The organism is Paenibacillus terrigena DSM 21567 (genome assembly GCF_000374845.1).
GTDB classification, from domain to species: domain Bacteria; phylum Bacillota; class Bacilli; order Paenibacillales; family Paenibacillaceae; genus Paenibacillus_K; species Paenibacillus_K terrigena.
In genome coordinates, this window is record NZ_KB895413.1 from 584,996 (window position 1) to 599,343 (window position 14,348).

Annotated in this window: 11 protein-coding genes, 1 pseudogene and 1 riboswitch; of the genes and pseudogenes, 11 read left to right on the plus strand and 1 reads right to left on the minus strand. The window is 40.5% G+C overall.

All coding sequences use genetic code 11. The features are described 5' to 3' along the window. Nucleotides 1-244: 244 nt before the first annotated feature. The 8 genes from C558_RS30565 (at nt 245) to C558_RS33040 (ending at nt 10,282) form a co-directional block, all read left to right on the plus strand. Entirely contained in the window at nt 245-1,741 is a 1,497-nt protein-coding gene (locus C558_RS30565) for a serine hydrolase domain-containing protein (RefSeq protein WP_018755522.1), read from the plus strand. A 108-nt stretch (nt 1,742-1,849) separates the two neighbouring features. Further along, on the plus strand, nt 1,850-2,767 hold the full coding sequence (locus C558_RS0106920) for an AraC family transcriptional regulator (RefSeq protein WP_018755523.1): 918 nt from the start codon (nt 1,850-1,852) through the stop codon (nt 2,765-2,767). Nucleotides 2,768-3,037: 270 nt separating this feature from the next. After that, entirely contained in the window at nt 3,038-3,922 is an 885-nt protein-coding gene (locus C558_RS0106925; protein ID WP_018755524.1) for an AraC family transcriptional regulator, read from the plus strand. 482 nt (nt 3,923-4,404) lie between these two features. Continuing rightward, nucleotides 4,405-5,346 (plus strand): ABC transporter permease, encoded by a 942-nt coding sequence (locus tag C558_RS0106930; protein WP_018755525.1) that lies wholly within the window; start codon nt 4,405-4,407, stop codon nt 5,344-5,346. Nucleotides 5,347-5,350: 4 nt separating this feature from the next. Further along, nucleotides 5,351-6,244: a carbohydrate ABC transporter permease gene (locus tag C558_RS0106935; protein WP_018755526.1), complete on the plus strand. Its 894-nt coding sequence runs from the start codon at nt 5,351-5,353 to the stop codon at nt 6,242-6,244. Nucleotides 6,245-6,277: 33 nt separating this feature from the next. Continuing rightward, nucleotides 6,278-7,849 (plus strand): extracellular solute-binding protein, encoded by a 1,572-nt coding sequence (locus C558_RS0106940; protein WP_018755527.1) that lies wholly within the window; start codon nt 6,278-6,280, stop codon nt 7,847-7,849. Between the two features lie 288 nt (nt 7,850-8,137). Beyond that, nucleotides 8,138-9,190, plus strand: a complete 1,053-nt coding sequence (locus C558_RS0106945) for a LacI family DNA-binding transcriptional regulator (RefSeq protein ID WP_018755528.1) — start codon at nt 8,138-8,140, stop codon at nt 9,188-9,190. A 487-nt stretch (nt 9,191-9,677) separates the two neighbouring features. Continuing rightward, nucleotides 9,678-9,810: riboswitch (cyclic di-AMP (ydaO/yuaA leader) on the plus strand. Between the two features lie 4 nt (nt 9,811-9,814). Then, the gene (locus tag C558_RS33040) at nt 9,815-10,282 is read left to right on the plus strand and encodes a C40 family peptidase (protein ID WP_083927107.1); all 468 of its coding nucleotides are present in this window, start codon (nt 9,815-9,817) and stop codon (nt 10,280-10,282) included. Between the two features lie 362 nt (nt 10,283-10,644). On the opposite strand, the pseudogene C558_RS30570 reads toward C558_RS33040, so the two are convergent. Further along, nucleotides 10,645-11,710 (minus strand): annotated as a pseudogene (locus tag C558_RS30570) (M42 family metallopeptidase). A 445-nt stretch (nt 11,711-12,155) separates the two neighbouring features. Between C558_RS30570 and C558_RS0106955 the strand changes: the two are divergent. The 3 genes from C558_RS0106955 to C558_RS0106965 all read left to right on the plus strand — a co-directional run bounded on the left by C558_RS0106955 (nt 12,156) and on the right by C558_RS0106965 (nt 14,182). Further along, nucleotides 12,156-12,638 (plus strand): DUF2975 domain-containing protein, encoded by a 483-nt coding sequence (locus tag C558_RS0106955; protein WP_018755529.1) that lies wholly within the window; start codon nt 12,156-12,158, stop codon nt 12,636-12,638. A gap of 10 nt (nt 12,639-12,648) precedes the next feature. After that, nucleotides 12,649-12,873, plus strand: coding sequence for a helix-turn-helix domain-containing protein (locus C558_RS0106960; RefSeq protein ID WP_018755530.1), 225 nt, complete (start codon nt 12,649-12,651; stop codon nt 12,871-12,873). 67 nt (nt 12,874-12,940) lie between these two features. After that, nucleotides 12,941-14,182: a DUF4153 domain-containing protein gene (locus C558_RS0106965; RefSeq protein WP_018755531.1), complete on the plus strand. Its 1,242-nt coding sequence runs from the start codon at nt 12,941-12,943 to the stop codon at nt 14,180-14,182. The last annotated feature ends 166 nt before the right edge of the window (nt 14,183-14,348 follow it).

The following is a 14,348-nucleotide window of genomic DNA, read 5'->3' on the forward strand; positions in this document are numbered from 1 at the left end:
CAAAACACGATAGTTGAATAAAACATAATGAGCAGGCTGTGGCAGCCTGCTCATTTTATTAAGTGAACGGGAAGTAAAACACATACTTACAGAACTTTAAAATCTGCACTTCAAACGTAGGTAAAGTACTTTTTAAAATGTATTATCTATATATTTCTTTAACAACCTTGATTATGATTACATTCGAAGTCCAAGTATTTACTTGGTAGGAAGCGCTATCAATTAATCCGAATTGAGGAGAAAAATGAAAACATCTATCCATACTGAAGTAAGTGAAAAGTTAAATACTTACATGAATACATTAGAGGATCAAGGATATTTCAATGGAGCGGTACTGGTTGCTCAGGAAAACCAGATATTATTGAGTAAAGGTTTCGGTATGGCCAATTTTGAGCATGATATACGAAATACTTCAACAACGAAGTTTCGTCTCGGTGCAATAACCAAGAGTTTTACAGCAATAGCTATCATCCAGTTACAGGATCAAGGATTACTTAGCGTCAATGATCCAATCGATTTGTACATACCGAACTATCCAAATGGAAATGTCATAACCATAGATCATTTACTTACCAACGCATCAGGGATTCAAGATTATCCAAATTTTCCTTTTTATTGGGAAAAGACAATGAGACTTTATTCGACTATAGAGCAAACAATTGAATCGTTTAAAGATAAACCGCTGCAATTTGCGCCAGGGGAAGGCTACAATTACACAAGCTCGCCCTTCATTTTGTTAAGTTACATCATCGAGAAGATCTCAGGGATGTCGTATCAAAAATATATAACAGATAATATCATAATCCCTTTGAATATAAGAAATACGGGGGTTGAAGATGGCAGAACACTTCTGAAACATTGCGCTTCGGGTTACTCAATATGTAAGGGAATTATCCCAACCGAGTATGTAGAAATGTCATTGCATGCAGGGGCCGGAGGGATGTATTCCACAGTCGAGGATCTTTATCTCTGGGACCAGGCTTTATCTAGGAACGGAATTCTCAGTCAGCAGCAATGGGAGCAATTATTCGGGAGTAATACCTCGCCATTTGGCAGCTACGGTTGGGTAGTCACAGAACAATTCATCAACAACAAGCCAAGAAAACGGGCATGGCACAGTGGGACCATGAATGGTTTTTATGGGGAATTTAATCGCTATTTAGACGAGGATATCACTATTATTGTATTGAGCAATGTGAACCTTACACCTGTTGATGTCATCTGCGAGTGTTTAGCGAAAATAGTGATGGGTGAAGAAGTCCTTCCACCAAATCCCGTATCTCGGATAAGTATAGCCTCCGATGAATTAAGAAAATTTGCTGGAATTTATAACATTGGTGAAGAGGAGACAACTATTAAAAACTTCGCAAGGGCGACTGAGTTAAGGGAAGCCTTGGATAAACTATCAAGTATCGATAAGCCTAAATTCGCCGTCGGATTGTTTTATGAAATATTTGACCAGCACGGCATCGACCCTTCAAAAACCGTTGTAGTAACCTATGAAGATGATACCATTTACTTGTTCATGCAAAAAAATAAAGGTGCATGGTTTAAGTACGAAATCGTTCCGATCTCAAAACAAGATAACTTCCTAGTATGTACTACGTTGCACGTAAAAGAACAGATAGAATTCCGAATCGAACCAAACGGACGACTAAGGTTAATTCATATAGATCCGCATGGTCATCGTACTGATGCGATTAACATATTTCCGATGGGGCAGGATAATTCAAATAATTAAAGAATTATTACAAAGTAGAACTTTTCAATCATCTGATATTTTGCTGCATGAAAAGTCAGGCGACTTGATCTACCCCATGATATGCTCCTTTTGAAAGGAGGGATCGCCGTGGATTGGCTTCAACGTATGAACCATGCTATTGAATATATTGAGGACAACTTAGAAAATAATATTGATTATGAACAGATTGCTAGAATTGCTTTATGTTCTGTTTATCAATTTCAACGTATGTTTTCATTTGTACTTGAAATACCTTTATCAGAATATATCAGGCGCAGAAGGCTTACGCTTGCCGCCTTTGATTTACAAAACAAAAAGAATAAAGTGATTGATATAGCCTTGAAATATGGATATGAAACGCCAGAATCATTTTCACGAGCATTTCAAAATATGCATGGTATGACTCCTACATCAGCGCGCAATGCCGGAAGTCAGCTAAAAGCCTATCCTCGCATCTCCTTTCAAATTATATTAAAAGGAGTTGTAGGGATGAATTATCGAATTGAGAAACGGGATGCTTTTCAAGTTTTTGGACTAGAGGATATATACAATATAGACGATATTGCGAACCAACAAGGCGTATCGATCCCGGAGGTATGGCAAAACATATGTAAGAATGGCGAGTTTGATAGATTACGCCAGTCGGTTATTGGGGATTGGTGGTGCGAAGGCAATTTCAGCAAGGAACTTGGAGCAGTTTTTGCATACGATTCTTACAAATTCACAAGTAATACCACTTTCCCTTATCTTATCGGGTGTTATAAATCGGAGAATAGTAAGGTCGATGGATATACCGTTGTTAATGTTCCAGCATCGACTTGGGCGGTATTTTCAACATTAGATGATGGGAATGGCAGCGGCAACTATGATTTGCGCTCATTAAAAAATCGGATATTTTCTGAATGGCTACAAACATCAAAGTTTAATGTTTTAGATGGCGGCAATTTCGAAATGTATTGTACAAACGAAGACGGTTTTGAGTATTGTGAGTTATGGTATCGTATTGAGGAAAAGCAAATGGGATAAGCACAAAGCTCGCTCTGCTAATGAAGCACGATAGTTCAATGCTTAAAGGCTGCCATATGGCAGCCTATTCTTATCTAACGGGCAGTTTAGTAAATTAGATAGAAGGTAATATTTAGATTGCATCGAATTATTAAGTGTTTAAAAAATCTTGGAGAGTAACAATAGCTGAAGATGCACTTTGCTTAATTATCACCCTGCAAAAATTGAACTAGAAAAGTCGGATGTCAAATATGGGACCCTGCTAATCTATAGCAGAAAGGAGGCCATTGAATGAATATGCTGGAAAATTTGAACGGAGCATTAGAATACATTGAACAAAATCTTGAGAATGGAATAGATGAACATGAGGTGGCTAAACGCGCATATTGTTCTGTATATCATTTCAAGAGGATGTTTTCATATTTGGCGGGTATTCCTCTCCAAGAATACATTCGTCGTAGACGCCTTACACTTGCAGCTTTTGATTTGCGAAATAGTAGGCTCAGGGTGATCGACATCGCAGTAAAATACGGATACAGTTCACCCGATGCGTTTACACGTGCATTTCTAAGCTTACATGGAACAACCCCAACCGAAGCAAGAACTAACAACCGTTCACTAAAAGCATATCCTCCAATGACCTTTCGATTATCTATAGGAGGTAGTGAGCCAATGAAGTATAGGATTGAGTATAAGGATTCGTTTCAACTGGTTGGGATCACGAATCGTGTTACAGCAGTAGATGTTGGGGAGCATCCAGGTGTAGAACAGGTTTGGAAATCAACAGACAATGAAACGTATGCCGAACTAAAATCCCTTAACAATCAAGAGCCTTACGGAATTCTTCATGTGAGTTTTGGAGAAGGTGTACGTGAGAAGCGAGATTATGATTATTACTTGGCCGTAGCAACTACGAACCCTTGCCCCGAAACCTTCTCACAATTCATTGTGCCAGCTAAGACATGGGTCGTATTTGAAATGAAAGTTCCTTGGGAAAAAGAAAAATGGCATCGCATCTATGGGGAATGGTTTCCTTCCTCAGGATATGAGCAAGTTGAAGGACCTATGATACAGGTTGGTCCTGAAATCCAAATTGGCGTTGAAAAACAGGTGTTTACTGAAGAATTGGATGTCGAATTATGGATTCCCGTTACTAAGGTTCAGCAGAATAGATAATTGTACAGACTGCCGATATTGAACGGCAGTCTTGCTGTGTTTTTAGAAAAATTCATTGAAGTAACAGGCAGTTTAATGAAAAGATATTGAGTTAATTTAAAAGCTATTAAGCTAGCAGGACACTATACCGCGCAATAACCATTTAGTCGTTTTGACCATGCTGTTCAACGTTGGATTTATCCCGACTTGTCTGGTAGTCAAAAAATATTTGCTGAATACGATCTGGTCCTTTAGCGCTATCGACTCGTTTATCTTGGTCATTACAAATTTGGATCCAAAAACCCGTTGACAAATGGTATTTTGTCCAATTATGATTGCTGTGTCAAGGGGTAATTTTGGCAAAAAAATGAATTCTGACTGATACGCCAAATGAAACCAAGATGTGTTTTTCAAGTAAGGATGAAAAGGAGAGGATCGAACATAAAGTAACTGACAGAGATGGGCATATAGCGATAATAAGTGTAAAACAATGAGGTGAGCGTTTGTCGACGACTACGGAAAAGATAACTAAAATGTCGTTTATTTCAAAATTTAAACATGACTGGAAATGTAACCGCTTTCTCATGCTGATGTCGCTTCCAGGGTTAATCATGATCGCCTTGTTTGCTTATTACCCCATGGTCGGTATTGTAACTGCCTTTCAAAATTTCAGTTTGTTTTTAGGAATTAGTGGCTCGGAATGGATCGGCTTTGATAACTTTATTCGATTTTTTAAAGATCCTAACTTTTTTAGAATTATTAAAAACACGTTTGTTCTTGGTTCTGTTAACTTGCTGTGGGCTTTTCCCGCCCCCATTATTCTGGCGTTGTTGATTAACGAAGTGATACATCCCAAAATGAAGAGGTTTATTCAAACTGCTACGTATTTACCTTACTTTATTTCGGTTGTTGTCATTGTGGGCATTATGAAATCCATTTTTAGTGGTAATGGTATTGTAAATGAATTGTTAGCAAATTTCGGTGTTAACCCGATCCAATTTTTTAACGAATCCGGTTACTTTAGAAGCTTGTATGTTGGCTCAGGTATTTGGCAGGAAATTGGTTATTCCAGCATACTCTACTTGGCGGCCATTACAGGAATTGACGCAGAAATGTATGAAGCGGCTAAGATGGATGGCTGTTCTAAGTTTAAACAGATTTTTCACATCACCCTGCCCAGCCTCCGCCCAACCATCATTACTTTGCTAATTTTATCCATTGGCGGTATTATCAGCGTTGGATTCGATAAAATTCTGTTAATGTATAGCCCTGCCACATATGATGTTGCCGATGTTATCTCTACGTATGTTTACCGTAAAGGTATAATCGACCAAGATTATGGATTTTCAAGTGCGATTGGGTTGTTTAACAGTTTGGTTGCCATTGTTTTTGTATTCGGAGCAAACTATTTCTCCAGAAAACTTCTAAAGGAAAGTTTATGGTGATGTCATGAAAAAAAATCCTTACAAAATCAAAGAACCAATGGGAGATCGGGTCTTTCTTTCCGTTGTGTACGTCATTTTGGCTATTGTTGTACTAGCTATGCTCTATCCCTTTGTATACGTTGTGTCTGTATCTATTAGCGATCCCGCAGAAGTCATTGCGGGGAAAGTTGCCTTTTTTCCAAAAGGTTTTGACCTAGGTGCATTCAAGACCATGATAAACCATCCTATTTTTTTTACGGCATATAAAAACACAATTGTGTATACTGCGCTTGGAACGTTTTTCACCTTATTTTTCACAGCTATAACAGCATATCCACTTTCCAAAGAAAAGTTTCAAATGCGTTCATTTCTCTCCAAGGTGTACCTGATAACCATGTTTTTTGGTGGCGGTATGATTCCAACCTATTTGGCTTATAAGTCCCTGCATATATTAGACACCATTTGGGTTATGGTTCTTCCGGGAGCGTTGTCCGCATGGAACATTATTCTCATGAGATCCTTCTTTAGGAATATACCGGAAAGCCTAAGTGAATCTGCTTACATTGATGGGGCGACTGATCCTCAAATATTAGTAAAAATCATTTTGCCACTCTCCAAGCCAATCCTGGCAACCATCGGCTTATTTACAGCTGTTGGCATTTGGAATGGATATTTCAATGCGTTGCTTTACTTAAATGACACCGAAAAGTATCCTTTGCAGATGATTTTAAGAAGTATTCTGGTAGCTGCAACCTTCAATCCAAGCGAAAAAGACGCTTATGCTCAATTAAATCACTCGGCAACGGAATCTTTAAAAATGGCATCCATTGTCATCACTACCCTTCCTATTATGTGTATTTATCCTTTTATACAAAAGTACTTTGTCAAGGGTCTTATGGTTGGCTCAATAAAAGGATAATTGATGAAATTTACCAATAAGGAGAGATTTATCATGAAAAGATTTTTGGTCTTATTTGTAGCTATCATGATGTTAGTTGCAGGGTGCAGCAAGCCAAGTGAATCTACCAAAAACACAGAGCCGCCACAGACATCAGACCCCAATGCCGCCGAACAAAAAATTAGCGAAAAACCAATTGAAGTTACTTGGTTTTTAATGGCCAATACCCCATACACTGGTGACGAAGAAATTTTTAAGACAATTCAAAAGTACACAAATATTAAAATCAAACCCATTAGCGTAGCCCGTGCAGACTATACACAAAAATTGAATACCATGTTAGCATCTGGATCACTACCGGATTTGATTACGTTATCAAGAGATAATGCAGACCGTTATGGTCCACAAGGAGCATTCTTAGATTTAACGCCTTATATGGAATCAGGTAAGCTTGATAATTACAAAGCAATGTTGGATAAATATCCACCTGCCATGGATCTGACTCGTTCGCCTAACGGCAAATTTTATGGCGCCCCAAGAATGTATGATGTGCCATATCGTGCCGATGAAGTTATGTTGGGAAGAACTGATATTTTCGCAAAAAACAATCTATCCACGAAGTTCGAAACGTTTGACGATTTATACAATACCTTAGTTCAACTGAAGAAACTTTACCCAGATTCTTACCCCTATTTTGTAAGATGGGGGACGTCTCACCTAATTGGCAACCAAGCTTACTATAGAGGAACGAGTAACACTTTCTATCTAGACGATGCTCAGCAAAAATATTTATTCGGTCCAGAAAGCCAAGCCTACAAGGAAACGTTGGTATACTTGAATAAATTGTATTCCGAAGGCTTATTAAATCCAAACTTTGCTACGATTACAGATGAAGAATGGAATGAACTCTTAGCTACTGGCAAAGGTCTTGTGACCTTTGACTACCCACAAGTTGGCGACGAGATTGTTCAACAAATGGGAAGCAAAATTCCACAGGGCTTTGAATTTACGGCTATGCTTCAACCTGCGTACAACAATAAAAGAGTTGGTACCGGTGTTTTAAGCGGCTATTTCCAAAGCTACAAAGTAATTTCAACCCAATCTAAATACAAAGATGAATTGGTTAATTTTCTGAATTGGTTGTACAGCCCGCAAGGTATCGATGCCATGCAATTTGGTATCGAAGGCGAATCTTATCAAAAGAATTCCGATGGTACTGTGAAATTTTTAAAGGATTTTCAAACTCCTGCTACACCAAATGGTGCCATCAAGAATACGGGGCTAAACGACCAAAGTCTTTTCGCTGTTGTAAATCAATCTGCTATTAATACGTTTGAGTTAAATGGTGCTGCCATGAAAAAATCGGTAGCATTTTTGGAAGAAAACCACGCCTTTGGCAAGGCAGTCTTTGATGCAAAATTTAGCGATACGAATGCGAAAAAAGAATATACCGACCTCAAAACGGCTATTGATACCTATGTAGAGGAAGCTTCGGTAAACGTGATTATCGGTAAACAAAGCATTGATAAATGGGATTCGGAAGTTATTCCACAGGTTAAAAAACTTGGATCTGACCGAGCTCTGGAACTAATCAATAAAGCCTATGACGAGACTTTTAAGAAATAATGGATAAAACTTGAGTTGAACGAAGGAGCGTGATGTTATCACGCTCCTTAATTTGAATAGGGAGAAATTATGTATAGTAAACGGACTATTCAGGACTATCCGGAACCACCTCATATTAAACCTGGAGATTCCTACGTTATCCGAATTAGTTGGCATCCTATCACGGGATTTTGATACAGAGGTGGTTTCCATCCAAGAATCCATGGATGAAGCTGCCATTCGCCTGCAAGGGTATGGAACTGCGTCCATAGAGGAGCAATGATTATGAATAATTAAGGAGGTGTCGAATTGCCGACATTAAAGGATATCGCCGAGCGGGTCGGGGTATCGATTTCCACTGTATCGCGTGCGATCAGCAATGATGTGACTCGCCCAGTAAGCAAAGAGACGAAGCGCAAGGTGTTAGAAGTAGCGAGTGAGATTCGCTACGATATAAAGGAAGAGCAGACACCGCAGGCGAAGAACTTACAACATCATCCGTCAGAGAAATCGATAGGATGCATTATGCCGCAGTCATTCTTTGATTTTCATCCGTATTTTACGTCCGTTATGTCCGGCTTCCGCAAGAAGATGCACGAGCTCGGGCACACTCCTGCGTTCTTCATGTCGATGGAGGAGGTCGGGAGCCCCGAATACCTGCGCTCTTTGATCCGGGAAACGGGAGTGAAAGGCATACTTGCAATCGCCTGGTACAATAAGGAGCAGTTCGAGGTCTTGCAGGAAGAAGGCGTGCGTGTGGTCGGCGTCAGCCTGAACTACGACAGCTTGTCCGTACCCGTTGTCGACTGCGACCGCATATCGGCCGCCCGTGCTGCCGTCAGGCATCTGATTGCGCAGGGACATACGAAAATCGGATACATTGGGGGACCAACGTTCTCTAAAGAATTGGAAGGGGATGAGCGATTTTTAGGCTACAAGTATGGCATGCTCGAAGCGGGATTCGGGTTGAATCGGAGCTGGATAATAAATACCAATTGGAAAGTTGATATGAGCTACAGTTTAATGTCGGACATGCTCGTACGGTTGAAGGAGGATGAGAGGCCGACGGCAATGTTTTGCGCAAGCGACGTACTGGCGATTCCAGCACTTCGCGCCACCTCAGAGAAAGGCTATCGCATTCCTCAGGACATCGCGTTCGTCGGCATGGATGATATCGAATTCGCGCAGTATACGTCGCCTCCCCTCACGAGCGTACAAGTGCCGAAAACGCAAATCGGCGAAGTAGCTGCCAAAACGCTGGTTGATTACCTTGAAGGTCACTATTCGCTGCCGCTCAAAGTGCTACTGCCGTTCGAGCTCGTGCTGCGGGAATCGTCGTCCTTCATAAAGATGGAATGCTGAACGACATTCTTATCAATGTGATAGAAACGGCTTATAGTATGAAAAAACTTACCTCTAAACGCAGTTCAACCCAGTTGGGTGGACTGCTTTAGAGTTTTTTTGTGTAAACAGGGTATATTCCAAAATACTGCTCCAGCCAAGTGGACGTATAAAGAAGAGGTGGTATGACATGCAGGCATTTGTTAGTAATGTGGATATATTTTGCAAGCTATCTTGAGGATAATAGTCTCAGGTTAATTATTACATTTTTGTATCTTTTATTGGTGTATATCGGTATGCGTCTAGACAGGAAAGATAAAGAGGATAGACCCCACGAGTAGGAGTTGATTTGCTTTTGAGAGGCTATTTTCTTGATGAAAAGCTCATGAATAGTGCATTGTATAATATGGTAGTGCAGAAAATATATAGATAAAAATTAAAAATATTGAATTTGTGAAAAGGTTGACATCGATTACTCGGTATATTAAAGTATAAATAGTTACAAAATATTAACCAATTGCCGAATTTCGTTTTTGAAAACGGGGGAACCATCCCGGGTGAATTATTCTTGTAAGCAAGAGAATATAGGGAACCTTTAACCGAACCCTCAGCTAACTCCGTAGGCATCGAAGGGAGAACAAGGCTCTGAAGAAACTCATCTTATCTTTATTAGGAGCTGCAGTCGTATTCACTGCCGCTGCACCAAGTACATTTGCAAGTGAGGTTAAGCTAGAAAGTGAAGTGAACCACGTACTGGGGACACCATATTTATGGGGCGGTACCACTGTTGCAGGGTTTGATTGTACCGGATTTATCTTGTATGTATTAAAAAAGTTTGATGTGACTGACCTACCGCGCACATCCCAGTCACAGGCTAAAGTAGGGACACCGATAGCTAAAAAGAACCTACGAACGGGAGATTTAGTGTTTTTTAATACCTTAGGTACGGGTATCTCCCATGCAGGAATTTACATAGGTGACAATCAATTCGCTCACTCCTCTAGCAGTAAGGGAGTAAAAATAAGCAAGTTGACGGAAACGTACTACCAAGATCGTTATGTTACAGCTCGGCGTGTAGTAGATGAAAAGAGTTATCATGAAATGGTGAATTAGTGTATGCATGAAAAAGGATAAGCCCGATCTATACCCCATAGAGTAGACACCTAAAAAAGGTCTACTCTATGGGGTACTTTTCTATATACTTAAGGAAATAAAAATTCGGCAGTAGCGGCTTTGGATGAAATCGAGAGGGAATGGAGTAATAAATATGCCTATGCGGTTCACTCCTGGAGAGCAAACTGGATCGAATATAGACACAAGGGAACGATTGATCTGCCCCCGCCTACTGACAAATACACCAGAAATAAAAGTGGTCAGCCAAGAAACTGGCTGACCTCATAATATGAATGAGTACGATAGTTCAATTCTTCGATCGCACGTGGCACTAAATAGGCAAAACGGCGCGTAGTCGCTCCTTACCCTTGGCCGAATGTAAGTTCCTTCACTTTGTTTTTATCCAATCGTTTGATTACTTCGGTGATCAGCTTCACGGCATTTTCGAAATCCTCGCGGTGGAGAATCGCCGCATGTGTGTGAATATCGCGTTGCAATCGAAATCGCAAGCGACGGTACGCCGCCGGCTGTCACGTGAATGGCGCCCGCGTCGGTGCCGCCTCCTGCGACATAGTCGAATTGATAAGGAATGCCGAGCTCATCCGCTGTGTCGGTAACGAAGTTGCGCAGACGGCGATGCGAGATCATCGATCCGTCAAAAATGAGAATTTGCGGACCTTTGCCCATTTTGGCCAAGGCGTCCTTCTCGCTCACACCGGGCGTATCGCCGGCGATCCCTACGTCAACCGAGAAACCGATATCGGGTTGAATGACATTTGCGGCCGTTTTCGCTCCTCGTAAGCCGACTTCCTCTTGAACGGTGCCGACGCCGTAAACGGTATTCGGATGCTTGACGTCATTCAATTGCTTCAGCACATCGATCGCTATGGCACAGCCGATGCGGTTATCCCATGCTTTGGCCATCAGCATTTTTTCATTCTTCATCACGGTAAATTCGCAAACCGGTACGACGGAGTCGCCCGGGCGAACGCCGAACTCCGTAGCTTGCTCTTTGCTTTCCGCGCCGATATCGATGAACATCTCTTTTTTGTCAACTGGATTATTGCGGGCTTCCGGCGATAAAATATGCGGCGGTTTCGAGCCGATCACACCGGGAATGTTCCCCTTGCGAGTCATGACGGTCACCCGCTGTGCTTGCATCACTTGCTCCCACCAGCCGCCGAGCGCTTGAAAGTATAGGAAGCCTTTGTCGTCGATCCGCGTCACCATGAAACCGATTTCATCCAAATGTCCGGCTACCATAATTTTAGGGCCGTCCGAGGCCGTGCCCGTTTTTTTGGCGATTAAGCTGCCGAGATGATCAACCGTAACTTCGTCAGCGTAAGGGGCAATGTGCTCCCGCATAACGTCGCGCACTTCGTCTTCGTGACCGGGTACGCCGTTGGCGTCGGTTAGGGCTTTTAACATTTGCAAGGTAGAGTCCAAGGATATTCCTCCTCCATTATGATTGACTATCAATCTATTATATATGACTAAACAGATCAAGTCATTAACTGGAAAGTGATCGCCTTATTCGCTGCACACAGGCCCAATTTTGCTGTCTTGCCTCGGTACGGTTTCGAAGAGTTCGCCTTTATGGGGTACAGAAAAAGCAGATGACTACGTGAGATTGAAAATGGGGAGGAGTATGGGGACTGACCAATACAATATAATTCTTCAAAATTTTATATAAGAATTGAGATGGAAAGGGAGCATTCTTTTAAGCCTTGGTGGAGGAATGCTTTTTTTTTGATTAGAAAAGAGCATTCCCTTATAACAACAATAATATGTCATATTTCATTAAAGATTTATTGTAAAACGATAAATTGTGTGTTAAAGTCTAATTAATTTTAATAATAAGTGAGGGACTTTTATGGAACGAGGAACAACACTCTTTTTAAAGATAGCTGTTATTCTTATTGGAATACCAGTTCTAGCTTTGTGCATATTTTTGGTGCCAGAGATAGCGAATTTTGCGGCAGAATTGTATCCAGATCATTCTTATTTGAAATATCTCGTATTCATCGATTTGTATGCAACGGCGATACCTTTTTACTTTGCTCTGTATCAAGCATTTTTACTATTAGGCTATATTGACAAGAACAAAGCTTTCTCGGAATTATCCGTACGAGTTCTAAAGAATATCAAATACTGTGCAATCTCAATCAGTATCTTGTATGTGTTAGGCATGCCACTCTTCTATCTTATCGTGGAGAAAGACGATGCCCCAGGTATCATAGTTATCGGAATGGTCATGATTTTTTCCTCCATTGTGATTGCCGTTTTTGCTGCTGTTCTCCAAAAGCTTTTAAAAGAGGCTATTGATATAAAATCAGAAAATGATTTGACGGTCTGAGGTGAGGAATATGGCGATTATAATCAATATTGATGTGATGTTGGCTAAAAGAAGAATGAGCGTAACAGAACTTTCGGAGAGGGTTGGAATAACAATGGCTAACCTCTCTATATTGAAAAATGGAAAAGCAAAAGCAATTAGGCTTTCCACTTTAGAGGCAATTTGCAAAGCATTAGAGTGCCAACCTGGAGACATTTTAGAATACAAAAGTGACGAAGACAGTCAAGGATCATAACGTTTGGATAAGAAACATCGCGAAGGAAAGCAGGAACGAATTTTACATTTATTAGGGGAGGTATATCATGGACAACCTGATTATTAAAAATATTGCTAACCCCCATGAGCTGGAGAGAATATTTAGAAAAGAACCCGAAGTTTTTAAAAATTCATTCTCACATGCCTGGGAACAAAACCCTGATTCGCAGGTTCTTGCCGTTTGGAATGAAAGATTGCATTTCAAGGAGACCGCAAATACAGAAAAAGCTTCTTTGCTTCAAAAGAATTTCTTATCCATGGGCATTTTAGCAATTCTTGCTGGGATAAGTACCAGGATCATTTTTCATTTTGTCGAACAGCAAGCGATAGCCCCTATCAACCTTATTTTTGGTATACTTCCTTTTATTGCAGCCTATTTTGTATATAATCGTACCCCCAAAAAAAATGTTCTTTACACCCTTGCATCGTTATTCCTAATCTCCGGATTTTACATTAATATGCTGCCACTAGAGCATAAAGACAGTATTATCTTGGCTTATCTACACCTTCCCATTTTCTTATGGGTAGTATTAGGGCTTGCATTTACAGGAAATGAATATCGAAATGGCAGCACTAGATTAGCCTATCTTAAATTTAATGGGGAATGTGGCATATTCTACGCCAGCATGGCAATCAGCGGAATGCTGCTAACAGCATTAACCATGCAGTTATTTAGATTTGTCGGCATGGATATATCTCAATTTTATTTTAAAAATGTCGTTTTATTTGGTGCTGCTGCTCTCGCTATTGTTACTGCATACCTGGTATCAAGGAACCTTAAACTTTCAAAAAATATTGCACCCTATATAGCCAAAATTTTTAGTCCTCTTGTACTAATCACATTGTTGGTCTATCTTGTAACGGTGATTTGGGTCGGAAAAAATCCATTCTTGGATCGCAATTTCCTCATATCCTTTAACGGAATACTCATTAGTGTATTGGCCGTCACCATATTCTCCATTACCGAAAGCGGCATAGACGAGAAAAGAAGCATTTCTGATTATATAAATTTTACCCTTATTTTTCTTGCTCTTATCGTTGACAGTGTAGCTTTATCAGCAATAGTGTTCAGGCTTTCTTCATATGGGATTACGCCCAACAGACTTGTGGTTTTAGGTGTAAACATACTTATCTGGGCCAATCTAATTTGGATTATGCTCTCCTATATGCGTTTTCTACGAAACAAAACCGGGCCTTCAACCATCCAAGATGCCGTTACTAAGTATTTGCCGGTCTATGGACTTTGGGCAGCTTTTGTTACATTTACTTTTCCTTTAATTTTCGATTAGAAAAGCTGATGCATGGATGGTTAACGGAGACGATAGTGCAATTACGGCTGCTACGAGGAATATGTCGTGCAAGAGGCTAATTGGTTTACAAGGTCGACAAATGCGAGGTTGTTATGATACTTATAGCGATTGCTTATGGGTCACTTCGGAAGTTGTTCCCTAGTTC

Coding starts and splice junctions, on each gene's coding strand:
- C558_RS30565 (WP_018755522.1), top strand. CDS start 245: ATGAAAACATCTATCCATACTGAAGTAAGTGAAAAGTTAAATACTTAC.
- C558_RS0106925 (WP_018755524.1), top strand. CDS start 3,038: ATGAATATGCTGGAAAATTTGAACGGAGCATTAGAATACATTGAACAA.
- C558_RS0106935 (WP_018755526.1), top strand. CDS start 5,351: ATGAAAAAAAATCCTTACAAAATCAAAGAACCAATGGGAGATCGGGTC.
- C558_RS0106940 (WP_018755527.1), top strand. CDS start 6,278: ATGAAAAGATTTTTGGTCTTATTTGTAGCTATCATGATGTTAGTTGCA.
- C558_RS0106955 (WP_018755529.1), top strand. CDS start 12,156: ATGGAACGAGGAACAACACTCTTTTTAAAGATAGCTGTTATTCTTATT.
- C558_RS0106960 (WP_018755530.1), top strand. CDS start 12,649: ATGGCGATTATAATCAATATTGATGTGATGTTGGCTAAAAGAAGAATG.
- C558_RS0106965 (WP_018755531.1), top strand. CDS start 12,941: ATGGACAACCTGATTATTAAAAATATTGCTAACCCCCATGAGCTGGAG.